Source organism: Streptomyces sp. Je 1-79 (assembly GCF_025195125.1).
GTDB lineage: Bacteria > Actinomycetota > Actinomycetes > Streptomycetales > Streptomycetaceae > Streptomyces.
The window spans coordinates 318,362-332,071 of the sequence record NZ_JAMGSL010000003.1; the positions used below are offsets into that span (position 1 = coordinate 318,362).

13 protein-coding genes are annotated in these 13,710 nt (G+C 73.7%); 4 read left to right on the plus strand and 9 right to left on the minus strand.

The window, feature by feature from the left end; translation table 11 throughout:
• Window positions 1-41: 41 nt before the first annotated feature.
• The 6 genes from M5362_RS06810 to M5362_RS06835 all read right to left on the minus strand — a co-directional run bounded on the left by M5362_RS06810 (window position 42) and on the right by M5362_RS06835 (window position 7,718).
• Window positions 42-1,388, minus strand: a complete 1,347-nt coding sequence (locus M5362_RS06810; protein ID WP_260226417.1) for a carboxyl transferase domain-containing protein — start codon at window positions 1,386-1,388, stop codon at window positions 42-44.
• The gene (locus M5362_RS06815) at window positions 1,381-2,838 is read right to left on the minus strand and encodes an acyl-CoA synthetase (RefSeq protein WP_260226418.1); all 1,458 of its coding nucleotides are present in this window, start codon (window positions 2,836-2,838) and stop codon (window positions 1,381-1,383) included. Before M5362_RS06815 ends, M5362_RS06810 begins: the two co-directional genes overlap by 8 nt.
• 75 nt (window positions 2,839-2,913) lie before the next feature.
• Window positions 2,914-4,122 carry an MFS transporter gene (locus tag M5362_RS06820; protein WP_260226419.1) on the minus strand — a complete coding sequence of 403 codons (1,209 nt, stop codon included), beginning with the start codon at window positions 4,120-4,122 and terminating at the stop codon, window positions 2,914-2,916.
• A gap of 86 nt (window positions 4,123-4,208) precedes the next feature.
• Window positions 4,209-5,807, minus strand: a complete 1,599-nt coding sequence (locus M5362_RS06825; protein ID WP_260226420.1) for a GAF domain-containing protein — start codon at window positions 5,805-5,807, stop codon at window positions 4,209-4,211.
• A gap of 36 nt (window positions 5,808-5,843) precedes the next feature.
• Window positions 5,844-6,887: a rod shape-determining protein gene (locus M5362_RS06830; protein ID WP_260226421.1), complete on the minus strand. Its 1,044-nt coding sequence runs from the start codon at window positions 6,885-6,887 to the stop codon at window positions 5,844-5,846.
• 261 nt (window positions 6,888-7,148) lie between these two features.
• Window positions 7,149-7,718 carry a hypothetical protein gene (locus M5362_RS06835; RefSeq protein WP_260226422.1) on the minus strand — a complete coding sequence of 190 codons (570 nt, stop codon included), beginning with the start codon at window positions 7,716-7,718 and terminating at the stop codon, window positions 7,149-7,151.
• A gap of 122 nt (window positions 7,719-7,840) precedes the next feature.
• Here M5362_RS06835 and M5362_RS06840 point away from each other — a divergent pair, with 122 nt between their 5' ends.
• The gene (locus M5362_RS06840) at window positions 7,841-8,686 is read left to right on the plus strand and encodes a hypothetical protein (RefSeq protein WP_260226423.1); all 846 of its coding nucleotides are present in this window, start codon (window positions 7,841-7,843) and stop codon (window positions 8,684-8,686) included.
• Window positions 8,687-8,716: 30 nt separating this feature from the next.
• Here the strand turns inward: M5362_RS06840 and M5362_RS06845 are convergent, their stop codons facing one another.
• Window positions 8,717-9,145: a MarR family winged helix-turn-helix transcriptional regulator gene (locus M5362_RS06845; RefSeq protein ID WP_260226424.1), complete on the minus strand. Its 429-nt coding sequence runs from the start codon at window positions 9,143-9,145 to the stop codon at window positions 8,717-8,719.
• 98 nt (window positions 9,146-9,243) lie between these two features.
• On the opposite strand from M5362_RS06845, the gene M5362_RS06850 reads away from it, so the two are divergent.
• From M5362_RS06850 to M5362_RS06860, 3 genes are all read left to right on the plus strand, one after another.
• Entirely contained in the window at window positions 9,244-10,263 is a 1,020-nt protein-coding gene (locus M5362_RS06850; RefSeq protein ID WP_260226425.1) for an NADP-dependent oxidoreductase, read from the plus strand.
• A gap of 63 nt (window positions 10,264-10,326) precedes the next feature.
• A complete protein-coding gene (locus tag M5362_RS06855) occupies window positions 10,327-10,749 on the plus strand; it encodes an organic hydroperoxide resistance protein (RefSeq protein WP_260226426.1) in 423 nt (140 codons plus the stop codon).
• A gap of 96 nt (window positions 10,750-10,845) precedes the next feature.
• Window positions 10,846-11,655, plus strand: coding sequence for an EI24 domain-containing protein (locus tag M5362_RS06860; protein WP_260226427.1), 810 nt, complete (start codon window positions 10,846-10,848; stop codon window positions 11,653-11,655).
• 26 nt (window positions 11,656-11,681) lie between these two features.
• Here the strand turns inward: M5362_RS06860 and M5362_RS06865 are convergent, their stop codons facing one another.
• Window positions 11,682-12,395 carry a carbon-nitrogen hydrolase family protein gene (locus tag M5362_RS06865; protein WP_260226428.1) on the minus strand — a complete coding sequence of 238 codons (714 nt, stop codon included), beginning with the start codon at window positions 12,393-12,395 and terminating at the stop codon, window positions 11,682-11,684.
• A gap of 53 nt (window positions 12,396-12,448) precedes the next feature.
• Window positions 12,449-13,693: a pyroglutamyl peptidase gene (locus M5362_RS06870; RefSeq protein WP_261365706.1), complete on the minus strand. Its 1,245-nt coding sequence runs from the start codon at window positions 13,691-13,693 to the stop codon at window positions 12,449-12,451.
• Between the last annotated feature and the right edge of the window lie 17 nt (window positions 13,694-13,710).

Genomic DNA, 13,710 nt, shown 5'->3' on the forward strand with positions numbered 1-13,710 from the left:
AGTCCCGGCACGGCGTGCAGCCGTGCCGGGACTCCCCCTTCTCACCCGTCGCGCGTGACGATGCCGCGCACGATCCCGAGGTCCACCAGGTCCTGGGGCCGCAGCCGGAGCTGGCCGGCGGTGACCGGGGCCTGGTCGGACGGCCTCTTGAGGATGGCCGAGGCGAGCTCCGGGGCGATCACGGAGAAGTAGCTGTCGGGCGTGGCCCAGGTGTTGTCCCGCGCGGCCAGCGCCAGGGCGCCGCCCGAGCCGCCCTCGCCGACCAGCAGCGAGGTGACCGGGACCCCCGCCTCGGCGACCGCGGTGAAGGCGTCCGCGATCGCCGGGCCCGCCCCCGCCCGTTCGGCCTCGGCGTCGTTGGCGGCGCCCGGGGTGTCGATCAGGGTGAGCACGGGGATCCCGAGCCGGTCCGCGAGCCGGACCAGCCGGGCGACGGTCCGGTATCCCGCGGGCCGTGTCGCCGAGCCGTCCTGCGCCGCGTACGCGACGGTCCGGCCCTCGTGGAGTCCGAACCCGCACTCGACGCCGGTGTCCACCCCGCCCGCCCGGTCCCCGCGGACGGCGGCGCGCGCGGTGAAGTAGGCGTCCAGATAGGCCCCGGCGCGGGGGCGGGCGGCGGACCGGGCCCGTACGACGGCCTCCCAGCCCGTGCCCGGCGGGGCGGCCTCGGTGAGCGCGTGGGGCGGGGGAGCGGGGAGGGGAGACTCCCGCCCGGACGTCAGCAGCCGCACCCACAGGGACAGCGTCGTCCGCAGGTCCGCCGGGGCGACGAGCGCGTCCACATGCCCGTGCTCCCACTGGCTCTCCGCCGTGTACGCCACCGGGTCGGCGTCCCCCGGCCGCACCCGCGAGCCGGCGAAGGCCACCTGGGCGGAGGGGAGCGCGAGGACCACGTCCGCGCCCGCGCCGACGGTCGCCCAGCCGCCGCCGGTGGACGGGTCGCGCAACACCGTGACATGGGGGACACCGGCCCTCCGCAGCCGTACGGTCGCCTCGGCCACGCGCTGGAGCTGGGCGAGGGCGATCATGCCCTCCTGCATCCGGCTGCCGCCCGTCGCCACGAGCGACACCAGCGGAACCCGGGCTTCGAGCGCGGCCTGGTACGCGGCGACGAGCCGGTCCCCGGCCGCCTGTCCGAGGGAGCCGCCGAGGAAGCCGAACTCGAAGGCGACCACGACCACGCGGCGACCGCCGATCGTCGCCCGGCCGTGCAGCACGGACTCCTCCTCGCCGGTCCTCGCCGCCGCACGCGCGCGTGCGGCGTCGTAACCGTCCCAGCCGATCGGCCCGTCGGGTCGCGGTGGCGTGAGCGGGGCCGGGGCCCGCAGCGGGGTGAAGTCGTCGGTGACCAGCGCGACGACCTCGCGGGCCGGGAGGCGCTCAGCCATGGAGAGCCTCCGGAAGGGCCTTCTTCAGGAGCTTGCCCATGTCGTTGCGGGGCAGCGCCCGGAGGAAGTGGACCGTGCGGGGGCGCTTGTGCGGGGCGAGCAGGCCGGCGACGTGGTCCGCCAGTTCCTCCGCCGTCGGCGGCTTCTCCGTGTCCGCAGCCACCACCCAGGCCACGATCCGCTCGCCGAGATCGGGGTCCGGCGCACCGGTCACCGCCGCCTCCCGCACCGCCGGGTGGTCCAGGAGCGCGTTCTCTATCTCACCGGCGCCTATCTTGTAACCGCCGCTCTTGATCAGGTCCGTGGCCTTGCGGCCCACGATCCGTACGTACCCGTCGGGTTCACGGACCGCCATGTCCCCGGTGCGGAACCACTCCCCGTCGAAGGCCGCGGCGGTCGCGTCCGGCCGGTTCAGATACGCGGTGAACAGGTTCGGTCCCCTGACCTGGATCTCGCCGACGCTCTCCCCGTCGTACGCCCCGAGCTCCGTGCCGTCCTCCTCCACCAGCCGCAGCTCCACGCCCCGCAGCGGGAGCCCGACGGATCCGGGGCGCGGGCGGGAGCCCACGGGGACGGACGTGTTCATCAGGGTCTCGGTCATCCCGTACCGCTCGACGACCGTGCGGCCCGTCGCCGCGCCGATCCGCTCGTGGTCGTGGACCGGGAGCGCCGCCGAGCCCGATACCAGCAGCCGCGCCGCCGTAAGCGCCCGGACGAGCGCGGGATCGCCTTCGAGCGCGTCGGCGATCCGGTGGTACATCGTCGGTACGCCGAACAGCATCGTGCCGCCGCCCGCACCCAGCTCCCGCGCCACCCCCGCGACGGAGAACGCGCCGAGGTGCCGCACCGCCCCGCCGCGCCGCAGCGGTCCGAGGACCCCCAGGATCAGCCCGTGGACGTGGAACAGCGGCAGCGCGTGCACCAGCACGTCGTCCTCGGTCCAGGCCCAGGACTCCTCCAGCGCGTCGAGGGAGGCGGCGATCGCGCGGCGGGAGAGGACGACACCCTTCGGAGGGCCGGTCGTGCCGGAGGTGTAGACGATCAGGGCGGGGGACTCGGGGTCGTCCGGCTCCGCACCCGCCCGGCCGGGCCCCCGCCCCAGGATGTCGACGTCGATCCGGGGCAGTTCCGCGAGCCCCGTGGGCAGGACGTCGTCGGCGCCCGCGAGCACGGCGCCCGGGGCGCTGTCGCCGAGGATGTGCGCCAGCTCCCGTTCCCCGGTGCGCGGGTTGAGCGGGATCGCCGGTACGCCGGCCAGCAGCGCGGCCACCACCGCGACCGCCGTCTCCGCGGTCGGAGTCGCCCAGACGGCGACCCGCCCCGTGCCTGCGATCCGCGCCCCCAGGGCGCCGGCCGCCCGGCCCAGTTCCCCGTACGTCAGCGTCTGCGCGCCGAAGCGCAGGGCGGGCCGGTCCGAGCCGGCCACCAGGGCCGGGAAGAGCGCGCTCACGGTCGTCCTCCTCGCGTAGCGGGATGCAGAGAGGCATTCTTCCCGCGTCTCAGGGGCGGCGCGCTGCGACCTTGCTCACCTCCCGGGGGCGGCGCCCTCGTCGGTGGGCCGGATCGTCCGCATCCGGCCGTACGCGTAGACGCAGCCCGCGAGCGCCAGGTCGGACAGGAGCATGAAACCGATCGAATAGGAGCCCTTGGCGCTGTAGATCGCGCCCATCACGAGCGGCGGCACGAAGCCGCCGAGCCCGCCCATCGCGCCGACGATGCCGGTGACACTGCCGACCTTCGGCTGCGGGGTGACCTGGGAGACCAGCGCGAAGACCGATCCGCTCGCCGTGCCGAGCCCGGCGGCCATGCAGAGCAGGGCGATCGTGCCGCCCGGGTTCAGCGGCGGGTCGAAGGCCTGGACGATGGCGAGCAGGGCGACGAGGCCGAGTGCGGCGGCGGTGACCAGGGCGGGGTGGATCCGGTCCGAGAGCCAGCCGCCGATCGGCCGGAAGACGACCGTGACCAGGGCGAAGCCGGCCGCCTTGGTGCCGGCGTCGGTCGCGTCGAGCTCGTACCAGGTCTTCAGGTACGTCGGCAGGTACACCCCGAAGGCGACGATGCCGCCGAAGCCGATCGCGTACAGCGCGGACAGCTCCCAGGTCACCCGTAGCCGCCCCGCCTCGCCGAGCCGGGTCGAGAGGGACGCCGTGGGCACCGGCCGGTCGGGGCGGTCGGTGATCAGGAACACGGCGAGGACGGCGTACGCGGCGAGGGCGATCGCGACGACGAGGAACGGCAGGTTGTCGCCGTGCTTCGCGATGCGCGGGGTGAAGTACCCGGAGAGCGCCACACCGCCCATGCCCATGCCGAAGACACCGAGGGCCAGTCCCCTCTTGGCGGGCGGGAACCAGGAGTTGGCCAGCGGGATGCCGATGGCGAAGGTCGTGCCGCCGAGGCCGAGGAGGAAGCCGACGGCGAGCATCGCGCCGTACGAGTTCTTCGCCGGGATCAGCAGCAGCACGGGCACGATCGTCAGCGCCGACACCAGCGGGAACATCACCTTGGCGCCGTAGCGGTCGGTGAGCGCGCCGGCCGGGATCCGGCCCAGCGAACCCACGAGGACCGGGATGGCGACGAGCAGCGACTGCTGGAAGGAGCTGAGGTCCAGCCGCTCCCCGTAGTCGCCCGCCAGCGGCGCGATCAGGTCCCACGCCCAGAAGGTGAGCGCGAACCCGATCGTCGCCACGACCAGGTTCCGGTAGGCGGCGCCGGAGGGCTTGTCGACGGTGTCCACCCGATCAGTCAAGTTCGCGGGGCCGGGCGGGGCGCGCCGGACTGGGCCGTACGGGGGTCCGGTCCGGGGCCTCGTGGCGCGGTCCGCTACGGCCAGTCGACCCGCGTCGGCGGCCGGCCGTCGTCCGTCACCGCGAGGTGCGGCCCCTCCGGCGTCGCCGCCACCTCGACCGTGATCGCCGTGATGCCGGCCCGTCGGTGGGCGGCCGCCAGCGCGCCGCGCAGGGCGGCGAGGAGCCGGTCGGCCTCCCCGGGCCCGATCAGCGTGTCGACCGCGCCGGAGAAGTGCACGGAGGGCTGGAAACCCAGCAGCACCGCCGCGCCGCCCGTCTCGCGCAGCACCCGCCCCCGGAAGGTCGTCGGCGCGTCGGCGGGCGGCTGCTGGAGGGCGAAGATGGCCGTCCGCACCTCCTGGATGGTGGAGTCCAGCTCGTCCACCGCGCGCGTGAGCAGCGCGGTCTCGTCGGGGTCCGCCGCCGCGCGTGTGAGCTCCGCGGTCTCGTCGGGGTCCGCCGCCGCGTCCGGGCTTTCCCGGCTCGCGCCGGCCGCCGCGCGCCGCCGGGTGGACTCCAGCATCATCTCGGTCGCGAAGAGCCGCTGGACCACGAGATCGTGCAGGTCGCGGGCGATACGGTCGCGGTCCTCGTACACCGCCAGCTGCTCCCGGTTGTGCTGCGCGTCCGCCAGGACCAGCGCGAGCGCCGCCTGGGAGGCGAACTGCGAGGCCAGCAGCCGCTCCACCGCCGTGTACGGGCGCCCGCCGCGCCGCCGGGGGAGAGCGAGGGTGCCGATGAGCCGGCCGCCGCTCTGCAACGGCAGCATCATCGACGGCCCGAACCGCGACCGTACGTGTGTCGTCATCCGCGGATCGGTCGCCGAGTCCTCGACGAACACCGGCTCCCCGCCGAGCAGTTGCTCCAGGACAGGCGACCCCGGCGCGATCGTCGTGCCCACCAGGTCACCCGGGTCGTCCACCGTCGACGCCGCCACGATCTCCATCCCGCCCTCCGCGGTGGGCTGCAGCACCACCCCGGCCGAGGCGTCGGCGAGCAGCCGCGCCCGCTCGGCGACCGTCATCAGCGCGTCCGCCGCCGGCTCCCCGGTGAGCAGGGCCGTCGTCACCGCCGCCGCGCCTTCGATCCAGCGCTCGCGCTGCCGGACGGTCTCGTACAGCCGGGCGTTGCCGATGGCGATCCCCGCCTGCGAGGCGAGGACGCGCAGCATGGCCAGGTCCTCCTCGGTGAAGGGGCCGCCGCGCCTCTCGGTGAGGTAGAGGTTGCCGAAGACCTCGGTGTGGACGCGGATCGGGACGCCGAGGAACGAGTGCATCTCGGGATGGCCCTCCGGTACCCCGCAGGAGCGCGGATCGGCCGTCAGATCGTCGAGCCGCAGCGGCTGAGGGTCCTGGATGAGGACGCCGAGGAGCCCGCTGTGCCCGTCGGGCAGGCGGCCGATCCTGGCCCGCTCGGCCTCCGTCATCCCGGCCGTGAACAGCTCGGTGAGCCGCCCGCGCTCGGGGTCGACGACCCCGAGCGCCCCGTACCGCGCCCCGGTCAGTTCGATCGCGCAGTCCACGATGTGCTGGAGCGTGGCCCGCAGTTCGAGTTCCGTGCCGACACTCAGGACGGCCTGGAGCAGCATCGGCAGACGGGGCGCCGGGTCGTCGTCCTGGTCGGTGAGGGACATGGGGATATTGTCAGGCAATCATCCTGATTGCGGCGATCATTCGCTGTCGGACAGCGGGTCGAGGACCATCGGCTGGATCTTGCCCTCCAGCATCGCGCCGAGCCCGAGGATCGCGCAGACGTCGGGCCGTTCGGCGATGTGCACCGGCATGCCGGTCGCCTCGCGCAGCATCTGGTCGAGCCCCGGCAGCAGCGCGCTGCCGCCCACCATCATGATCCCGCGCTCGGCCAGGTCGGCCACGAGGTCGGGCGGGCAGTCGCGCAGGATCTTGCCGATGCCGTCGAGGACGGCGGTCAGCGGGGTGTGGATCGCCTGCCGTACGGCGGCGGTGTCGACGGTCACCGAGCGGGCGAGGCCGGTGGCCACGTCGCGGCCGTGGATCTCGGTGTAGCTCGGCCCCTGGAGGGTCAGACCGTTGCCGCTGAGGGCGAGTTGGAGCGGACGCACGGACTGGCTCGGCAGCATCAGCTCGTGCTGGTGGCGCAGGTGCTGGATGACGGCGTGGTCGATCGCGTCACCGCCCACCGGGATCCGCTCGGCGGTCACGATGGAACCCAGGGAGAGTACGGCGACCTGGGTGGTGGCCGCCCCGCAGACCATGATCATGGTCGCGGTGGGCTGCTCGACGGGGAGCCCGCAGCCGACGGCGGCCGCGATGAGCGTGTCCACCAGCTCGACCCGGCGGGCGCCGAGGCCGACGAGGGTCTCCACGGCGGCGCGCTGGGCGAGCGGGTCGCTGTCGTGCGGGGTGCTGGCGGCGGCGCGCAGCCGGGGCTTGCGGCGCAGCTGGCGGCGGAGCTTCTCGCCGAGGAGGTGACGGAGCATCCGCTGGGCCATCTCGATGTCGACGACGGTGCCGCCGGAGACGGGCCGGACGACCCGGATGTAGTCGGGGGTGCGGCCGGTCATCTTCTCGGCCAGAGCGCCGACGGCGATCAGCGCGCCGGTACGGGTGTTCACGGCGGCGACACTGGGTTCGTCGACGACGAGCCCGGCGCCCTTGACGAAGACCCGGGTCCGGGCGGCCCCCAGGTCGACGGCGACATGGCAACGGCGCAGCTGCTCAAGGCTGACGGTCACGGCAGATCCTCCGGTGTGCGGTGCTGGCACGGAGCGAGGTGTGGAGTGGTGCGGTCTCCTGTTCGCATCGTGCGACCGCCTCCGGCGCGGCGCGCGCTGGGCTGCGCCGCCCGGGGGTGCGGGCGCCGCCCGACGGCGGGTCGGCGAGGACCTGCGCGCCGGGGCGGCCCGAGCCTGCGGGGCGCGCCTACGGAGCGCCTCGGAGCAGCCCGCCGGGGGCGGCCCGAGCCTGGGGGCGCACCTCGGAGCGCCTGGGAGCCCTCAGAGCAGGCGTTGCAGGAGGCCCCAGGTGAACTCGGCGGCGCGCGGGGTGCCGTCGGGGAGGGTGAAGTCAAGGCGCAGCCGGGTGGGCGCGCTGCCGTCCCGGGCCCGGGCCGGCGGGAACGCGTTGCCGACCTCGGCGAGCGTGCAGGCCCAGGGCCGCAGGTCGGCCTCGGTGCGCAGCTCCGGTACGGGAGAGCCGGGCGCGCGGACCAGCCCGCTGCCCCAGACCGCCGCCGCGCCCGCGCGGCCGCCGGGCGCTCCCACGACCACCTGCCAGCGCAGCGCGGGCCAGAGCGGAAGGTCCCACTCCAGGAGTTCGGCGCCGAGGTCGGGGACCGGGCGACGGGCCACGGGCTCGCCCAGGGCGGAGCGGTAACGGGCCAGTTCGCCGGGGCCCCGGCGCCCGTGCGCCCACGCCTGCCAGCGGCGGTTCGCCTCACGTGACTCGGCCCGCGTCGCCCCCAGTTCCCGGAGCGCGTCCTCGACCAGGTCCGGCTGGTGGTCGGCCATACGGCGGAGCAGGACGAGCTGGAACTCGCGTGACCCGAAAGGCTCGGACGGTGTCATGAGCCCATCCTGCCCGAAGCGGGAGAATCGCGACGACACGCCGTCGACCAGGGGTTTCCTCACAGGATCCTCACGTTCCCGCCTACCTGTCGTGTCCTGTCGACACATACTCTGCGGCAGCCATGGACTACTGCCACCAGTGCCGACGGCACCTCAACGGCGCACTCGCCTGCGCCGGATGCGGGACCCCCGTCGAGGAGCTGCGGTACGAGACCCCCCAGCCGGCCGCCCCGCGCGCGGTCGCTGCCGAGCGCGTCGAGTACGTCGAGCCCGGTGCGCGCGCGGAGCACGAGGAGCGGGCGGAGCACGTCTACGAACTGGACCCGCTGGAGCCGCCGCGCGCGGCGGCCGCTCCGGGCGGCCGTGCCGCCCGTCGCGGCGCGGCGCCCGGGCGTGCCGGTGCCCGCCGCAGCCGGCGGGCCCGCAGCCGCAAGGGGCGCAACGTCCTGGTGGGCACCCTCGGGCTCGTTCTCGCGGCGGGCGCGCTGGGCATGGCCAAGGTGGCGCTCGAACCCCCGGACGAGGGTGGCGCCGCCACCGCCGTACAGGAGGAGGAGGTCGTCGAGACCTCGCTGCCGCCGGTTCCTTCGGAGCCCGCCCAGCCGACGGGCGGTACGACTCCGGTCAAGGTCACGAAGTCCGCCGCGCCCCGGGACACGGACACGCCGGCGGCGGGTCACACCGGCATTCCCGGCGCGGGGTCCGGCGGCTCCGGGAGCGGGGGAGGGAACGGCTCGGGAGGCAACGGCTCGGGAGGCGTGGGCGGCCAGGGTCAGGGCGACGGTCAGGGAGGCTCGCCGAGCGCCACGCCGAGCGGATCGCCGTCGGCTTCCTCCGAAGGTCCTTCGCCGACTGCCACGGGCAGCGGCAGCGCGACGGCGACCGCTCCGGGTGCGCCACCGGCGCCGACGACCCCGAGCCCCGCTCCGAGCCCGGAAGAGAGCTGCTGGCTCATCTTCTGCTGGTAGGCCTCCCGCGGTGCCCCCGAGCTGAGGCCGTTACGCCTCGCCCAGCATCCGCTTCAGCAGATCCCGCAGCAGCGTCCGCTCCACCTCCGTGAGCTGCCCGAGCGGCTCCCGTGCGAAGTCCAGCGACTCTCCGAGCCGACGGGCGGTGTCCAGCCCCTCCGGTGTGGGCGCGGCCAGCTTCACGCGGCGGTCGGCCGGGTCAGGGCGCCGCTCCACCAGGCCGCGCGTCTCCAGGCGGTCGACGATCCCGGTCACGTTCGACGGCTCGCACTGCAGCTTCTGCGCGATCTTCCGCATCGGGACCGGCTGGAGGGAGAGGAGCCCGAGGACACGGGCCTGGGCGCCGGTGAGCGCGTGCTCGGACGCCGCCTGCTCGTACTCCTGGTGGTACCGCGCCACGACCGCGCCGATCAGCTCGACGACTTCGAGGGTCAGGGGGTCCGTGCGTGAGGTGGCCATGGGATCCATCGTACCCAGATACTTGACAACATGAAATATCCAGGCGCATGGTTGTTTCAGTTGATGAAGTAATTTTCTGTTCCCAGGAGGCAAGGCCGATGTCCGTACTTCCCGCGTCCAGCCGTGAGTGGCACCTCGTCGCCCGCCCGCACGGCTGGCCCACCCCCGCGGACTTCGCGCTCCGTGAGACCCCCGTGACCGAGCCCGCCGAGGGCCGGATCCTGGTCAAGAACCTGCACTTCTCCGTCGACCCGTACATGCGGGGCCGGATGAACGACGTGAAGTCGTACGTTCCGCCGTTCAAGCTGGACCACCCCATGGACGGCGGCGCGGTCGGCGAGGTCGTCGCGTCCAACGCGGAGGGCTTCGCCGTCGGCGACCACGTCCTGCACGGCCTCGGCTGGCGTGAGTACGCCGACGTGCCGGCCAAGCACGCCACCAAGGTCGACCCGGAGCTGGCCCCCCTCTCCACGTACCTCGGCGTCCTCGGCATGACGGGCCTCACCGCCTACGCCGGGCTCTTCGAGGTCGCCTCCTTCAAGGAGGGCGACGCGGTCTTCGTCTCCGGCGCGGCCGGCGCCGTCGGCAGCCAGGTCGGCCAGATGGCGAAGCTCAGGGGCGCGTCGCGGGTCATCGGCTCCGCCGGCTCCGACGAGAAGGTCAAGCTGCTCGTCGAGGAGTACGGCTTCGACGCCGCCTTCAACTACAAGAACGGCCCGGTCAAGGAGCAGCTGCGCGAGGCCGCCCCGGACGGCATCGACGTCTACTTCGACAACGTCGGCGGCGACCACCTCGAAGCCGCGATCTCCTCGCTGAACGTGCACGGCCGCGCCACCATCTGCGGCATGATCGCGCAGTACAACGACACCGAGCCGGTGCCCGGACCGCGGAACATGGCGATGATCATCGGCAAGCGGCTGCGCCTCCAGGGCGTGCTCGTCGGCGACCACTACGACCTCCAGCCGCAGTTCGTCCAGGAGGTCGGCGGCTGGCTGCGTTCCGGCGAGCTGAAGTACGGCGAGACCTTCGTCGAGGGCATCGAGAACGGGGCGGAGGCCTTCCTCGGTCTGCTCCGCGGGGAGAACACCGGAAAGATGATCGTCTCGCTGACCCGTTAGTCTTCCCTCAGCCGTCGCGATCGTGGGCGCGAGTCGCGGCGAACCAGCAGAAGGAAGACCCAGATGTCCATCCAGCAGTCTGACGTCCTGTACACCGCCGTCGCCACCGCCGAGAACGGGCGCGACGGCCGTGTGGCGACCGACGACGGTCAGCTCGAGGTCGTCGTGAACCCGCCGAAGGCCATGGGCGGCTCCGGTGCGGGCACCAACCCCGAGCAGCTCTTCGCCGCCGGGTACAGCGCCTGCTTCCAGGGTGCGCTGGGCGTCGTGGCCCGCAACGAGAACGCCGACATATCGGGCTCGACGGTCACCGCCGAGGTCGGCATCGGCAAGAACGACGACGGCTTCGGCATCATCGTCAAGATCTCGGCGACCATCCCGAACGTGGACGCCGAGACCGCGAAGAGCCTGATCGAGAAGGCCCACCAGGTCTGCCCGTACTCCAAGGCGACCCGCGGGAACATCACGGTCGAGCTGGCCGTCTGAATTTTGCGCGTAGGCTGAAGAGGACCGCACCCCGACCGACCGGGGTGCGGTCTTCTCCGTCCCGGCCGGCCCGGGACGCCCGATAGGGTGATCGACATGCGAGATTTCGGGGCCGGGTTCGGTTATCTGGTACAGGGGCAGAAGTGGGTGGGCCGGCACGGCCGGTGGTTCGGGTTCGGGCTGCTGCCCGGCCTCGTGACCCTCCTGCTGTACGTGGGCGCGATCATCGGTCTCGGCTACGGCGCCGACGACCTGACCGCCTGGGCGACGCCCTTCGCCGACGACTGGACCTCCCCCTGGCAGGGGATCCTCCGCGGCTTCCTCACCGGCCTCGTCTTCGCTTTCGGGTTCTTCCTCGCGGTCATCACCTTCACCGCCGTGACCCTGCTGGTCGGCCAGCCCTTCTACGAGTCGCTGTCCGAGCAGGTCGACCGCACGGAAGGCGGCGAGGTCCCCGAGTCCGGCCTGCCGCTCTGGCGCGAGCTGTGGATCTCCGCGCGCGACAGCCTCCGCGTCGTGCTGCGGGTCGCCCTCTACGGCATCCTGCTCTTCGCCTGCGGCTTCATCCCCGTCGTCGGCCAGACGGTCGTCCCGGTCGTCGGCTTCTGCGTCTCCGGCTTCTTCCTCGCCGAGGAGCTGACGGCCGTCGCGCTCCAGCGCCGCGGCGTCGAGCTGAAGGAGCGCCTCGGCATGCTCCGCGGCCGCCGGATGCTCACCCTGGGCTTCGGCGTCCCGCTGACCCTCTCGTTCCTGGTCCCGTTCGTCGCCGTGTTCCTGATGCCGGGCGCGGTCGCGGGCGCGACCCTGATGGTCCGCGACCTGACGGGCGAGGCGGCGCCCCCCGAGGACGGCAAGCCCGCCCCCGTGCCGGCCGGCGCCCCGCACCCGTACCACCCGGGGGCGTAACCCCGACGGGAAGGACGCTCGACCGCTCAGCCCACCGTGGCCAGGGCGAACCCCTCCTTGTCCCGGCCCGCGTCGGCGATCCGCTCGCCGTCCGGGCCCCAGGCGCCGCTGAACCCCTCGCACGTGCCCTCCTCGCTCTCCCCGAAGACGTTGGCCATCACGACGTACAGCCCGAAGTCCCTGGCCCGTGCCGGATAGACCGTGTCGAACGAGTCGTTGCCGACCGAGAGCACCGAGCTCGCCAGATAGACCGTGCACCCGTCGGCGGCCGCCCGGTCGGCCAGCTCGGGGAACCGGTTGTCGTAGCAGGTGGCGAGCGCGAAGCGGGTGCCGTCGAGGGTGAAGCGGCCGTCGGCCTCGCCCGGGGCGAAGACCTCGTTCTCGAAGCCGTGCAGATGGATCTTGTCGTAGCGGGTGAGGATCTCGCCGTCGGGGCCGATGACGAGCGAGGTGAGTCCCGGCCGGCCGTCGGCCGTGAGCACCGGGCCGTTGACGACGGCCGCCGCACCGGCGGCGCGACAGGCCTCCCGTACCGGTTCGAGTCGCTCGTCGTCCTCGGCGAGATGGACGGCCTGGGTGTTCCGGATGAGGGTCGGCTCGTAGCCGGTGAGGGCCAGCTCGGGCAGGACGACGACCCGTGCGCCCTCGGCGCCCGCCCGTCGGATCAGGTCGGCCACCGTACGGACGTTGGCGTCGATGTCCCCGGCGACCGGGGCGAACTGCGCTGCTGCGACGATCATGGCTCCCATCATCCCGCCCGCTCCCGTGTGCGGGAACCCCGGGCGGGCAGCGGTCAGGAGGCGGCCACGGCGATGATCGCCCGCACCTGGGCGATGATGTCCACCCGATTGCGTACGAACTCGGCGTCCGTGACCGCGCCCGTCGCCGGGTCCGTGTTGCCGGCGCCGAACTGCAGTACCGGGGTGTGGACATGGCCGCCGGGCAGCTCCCGCAGACCGAGCCGGTCGCGGAGCAGGGTCGCGCGGTAGGCGATCTCGTTGGAGAGGTAGTCCCCGCCGCCGCCCGCGCGGGCCGTGGAGCCCGGCGTCGGCCCGTCCGCGCGGGTCACGGGCGCGGTCCCGCCCGCCGGGATCTCCGTCACCGCCGTGTTGTCCCGCACCGGGAAGCGACCGGTGTCCGCCCCGACGATCGAGGCGTACGGAAGGGTGGTCGCCGTCCACTGGGGCTGCGTGGCCGGGTCGTCGACCGGGACGGTCTCCGTGCGCGAGAGGTTCTCGTTGTCGGCGAAGCCGCCCCGCCAGGCCCCGTTGAACCGCTCGATGTCGAAGCGGCCGATCCGGCCCTGGCTGACCGTGGTGAAGAGGTCCGCCTTCGGCAGCTGATCCCGCAGGGTCCGCTCGACCGTGCCGTCGGCGAAGTCCTGCCAGCGGACGGGGAAGACGGCCGTCTCGATCCGGGCGAGGCCTCCGTCCGCCGTCCGGATCACGGTGCCGTCCAGCGCCAGCGCGGTCGCCCCGGAGGGGTTGGAGATCCGGACGGCCCGGTCGAGCGTGAACGGGTCGAAGCCGGTCATCAGGATCCGCTTGACGCCCTTGCCCGTCGGCCCGCCCCGCGCGAAGCGGATCGAGTCCTGCCCGCGCGAGGAGCGTTCGAGCCGGTCGAGCAGCCGGTTCCGGCCCGTCTCGTCGAGCCGGAACTCCGGCTGCCAGGCGCGTAGTTCACGGGTCATGCCCAGGCGCGCCCAGTACAGCGGCCGGTCGTCGTCCCGGCTCAGGTCGCCCCGTACGTGACGCCCCTGCGCCCGGTCCACCGCCTCCCGCCAGAGCCGCGCCCCGTGCCGTACGACCGCGCGCTCGGCCTCCCGGTACGACTCCGCCCCGGCGAGGGCGCGGGCGAACTCCGGTGCCACGCCGTCGAATCCGCCGCGGCGCAGGATCTCCTGAGGGGCGGCACGGTCGAGCCGCGCCTCCTCGACGGTGCACGAGCAGACCGCGTCGGCCGACGCGGGGGGTGTCGCCACGACGAGCGTGGCGGTGATCAGCGCGAGACCGAGCGAGGTGTGACGTATCCGGGACAGCACGGGCGAGCCCTCCG

Excerpts from the sequence above, each read along its gene's own strand:
- M5362_RS06850 (WP_260226425.1), top strand. The coding sequence starts at position 9,244 with ATGTCCGTACTTCCCGCGTCCAGCCGTGAGTGGCACCTCGTCGCCCGC.
- M5362_RS06860 (WP_260226427.1), top strand. The coding sequence starts at position 10,846 with ATGCGAGATTTCGGGGCCGGGTTCGGTTATCTGGTACAGGGGCAGAAG.
- M5362_RS06825 (WP_260226420.1), bottom strand. The coding sequence starts at position 5,807 with ATGTCCCTCACCGACCAGGACGACGACCCGGCGCCCCGTCTGCCGATG.
- M5362_RS06845 (WP_260226424.1), bottom strand. The coding sequence starts at position 9,145 with ATGGCCACCTCACGCACGGACCCCCTGACCCTCGAAGTCGTCGAGCTG.
- M5362_RS06835 (WP_260226422.1), bottom strand. The coding sequence starts at position 7,718 with ATGACACCGTCCGAGCCTTTCGGGTCACGCGAGTTCCAGCTCGTCCTG.
- M5362_RS06840 (WP_260226423.1), top strand. The coding sequence starts at position 7,841 with ATGGACTACTGCCACCAGTGCCGACGGCACCTCAACGGCGCACTCGCC.
- M5362_RS06855 (WP_260226426.1), top strand. The coding sequence starts at position 10,327 with ATGTCCATCCAGCAGTCTGACGTCCTGTACACCGCCGTCGCCACCGCC.
- M5362_RS06865 (WP_260226428.1), bottom strand. The coding sequence starts at position 12,395 with ATGATCGTCGCAGCAGCGCAGTTCGCCCCGGTCGCCGGGGACATCGAC.
- M5362_RS06810 (WP_260226417.1), bottom strand. The coding sequence starts at position 1,388 with ATGGCTGAGCGCCTCCCGGCCCGCGAGGTCGTCGCGCTGGTCACCGAC.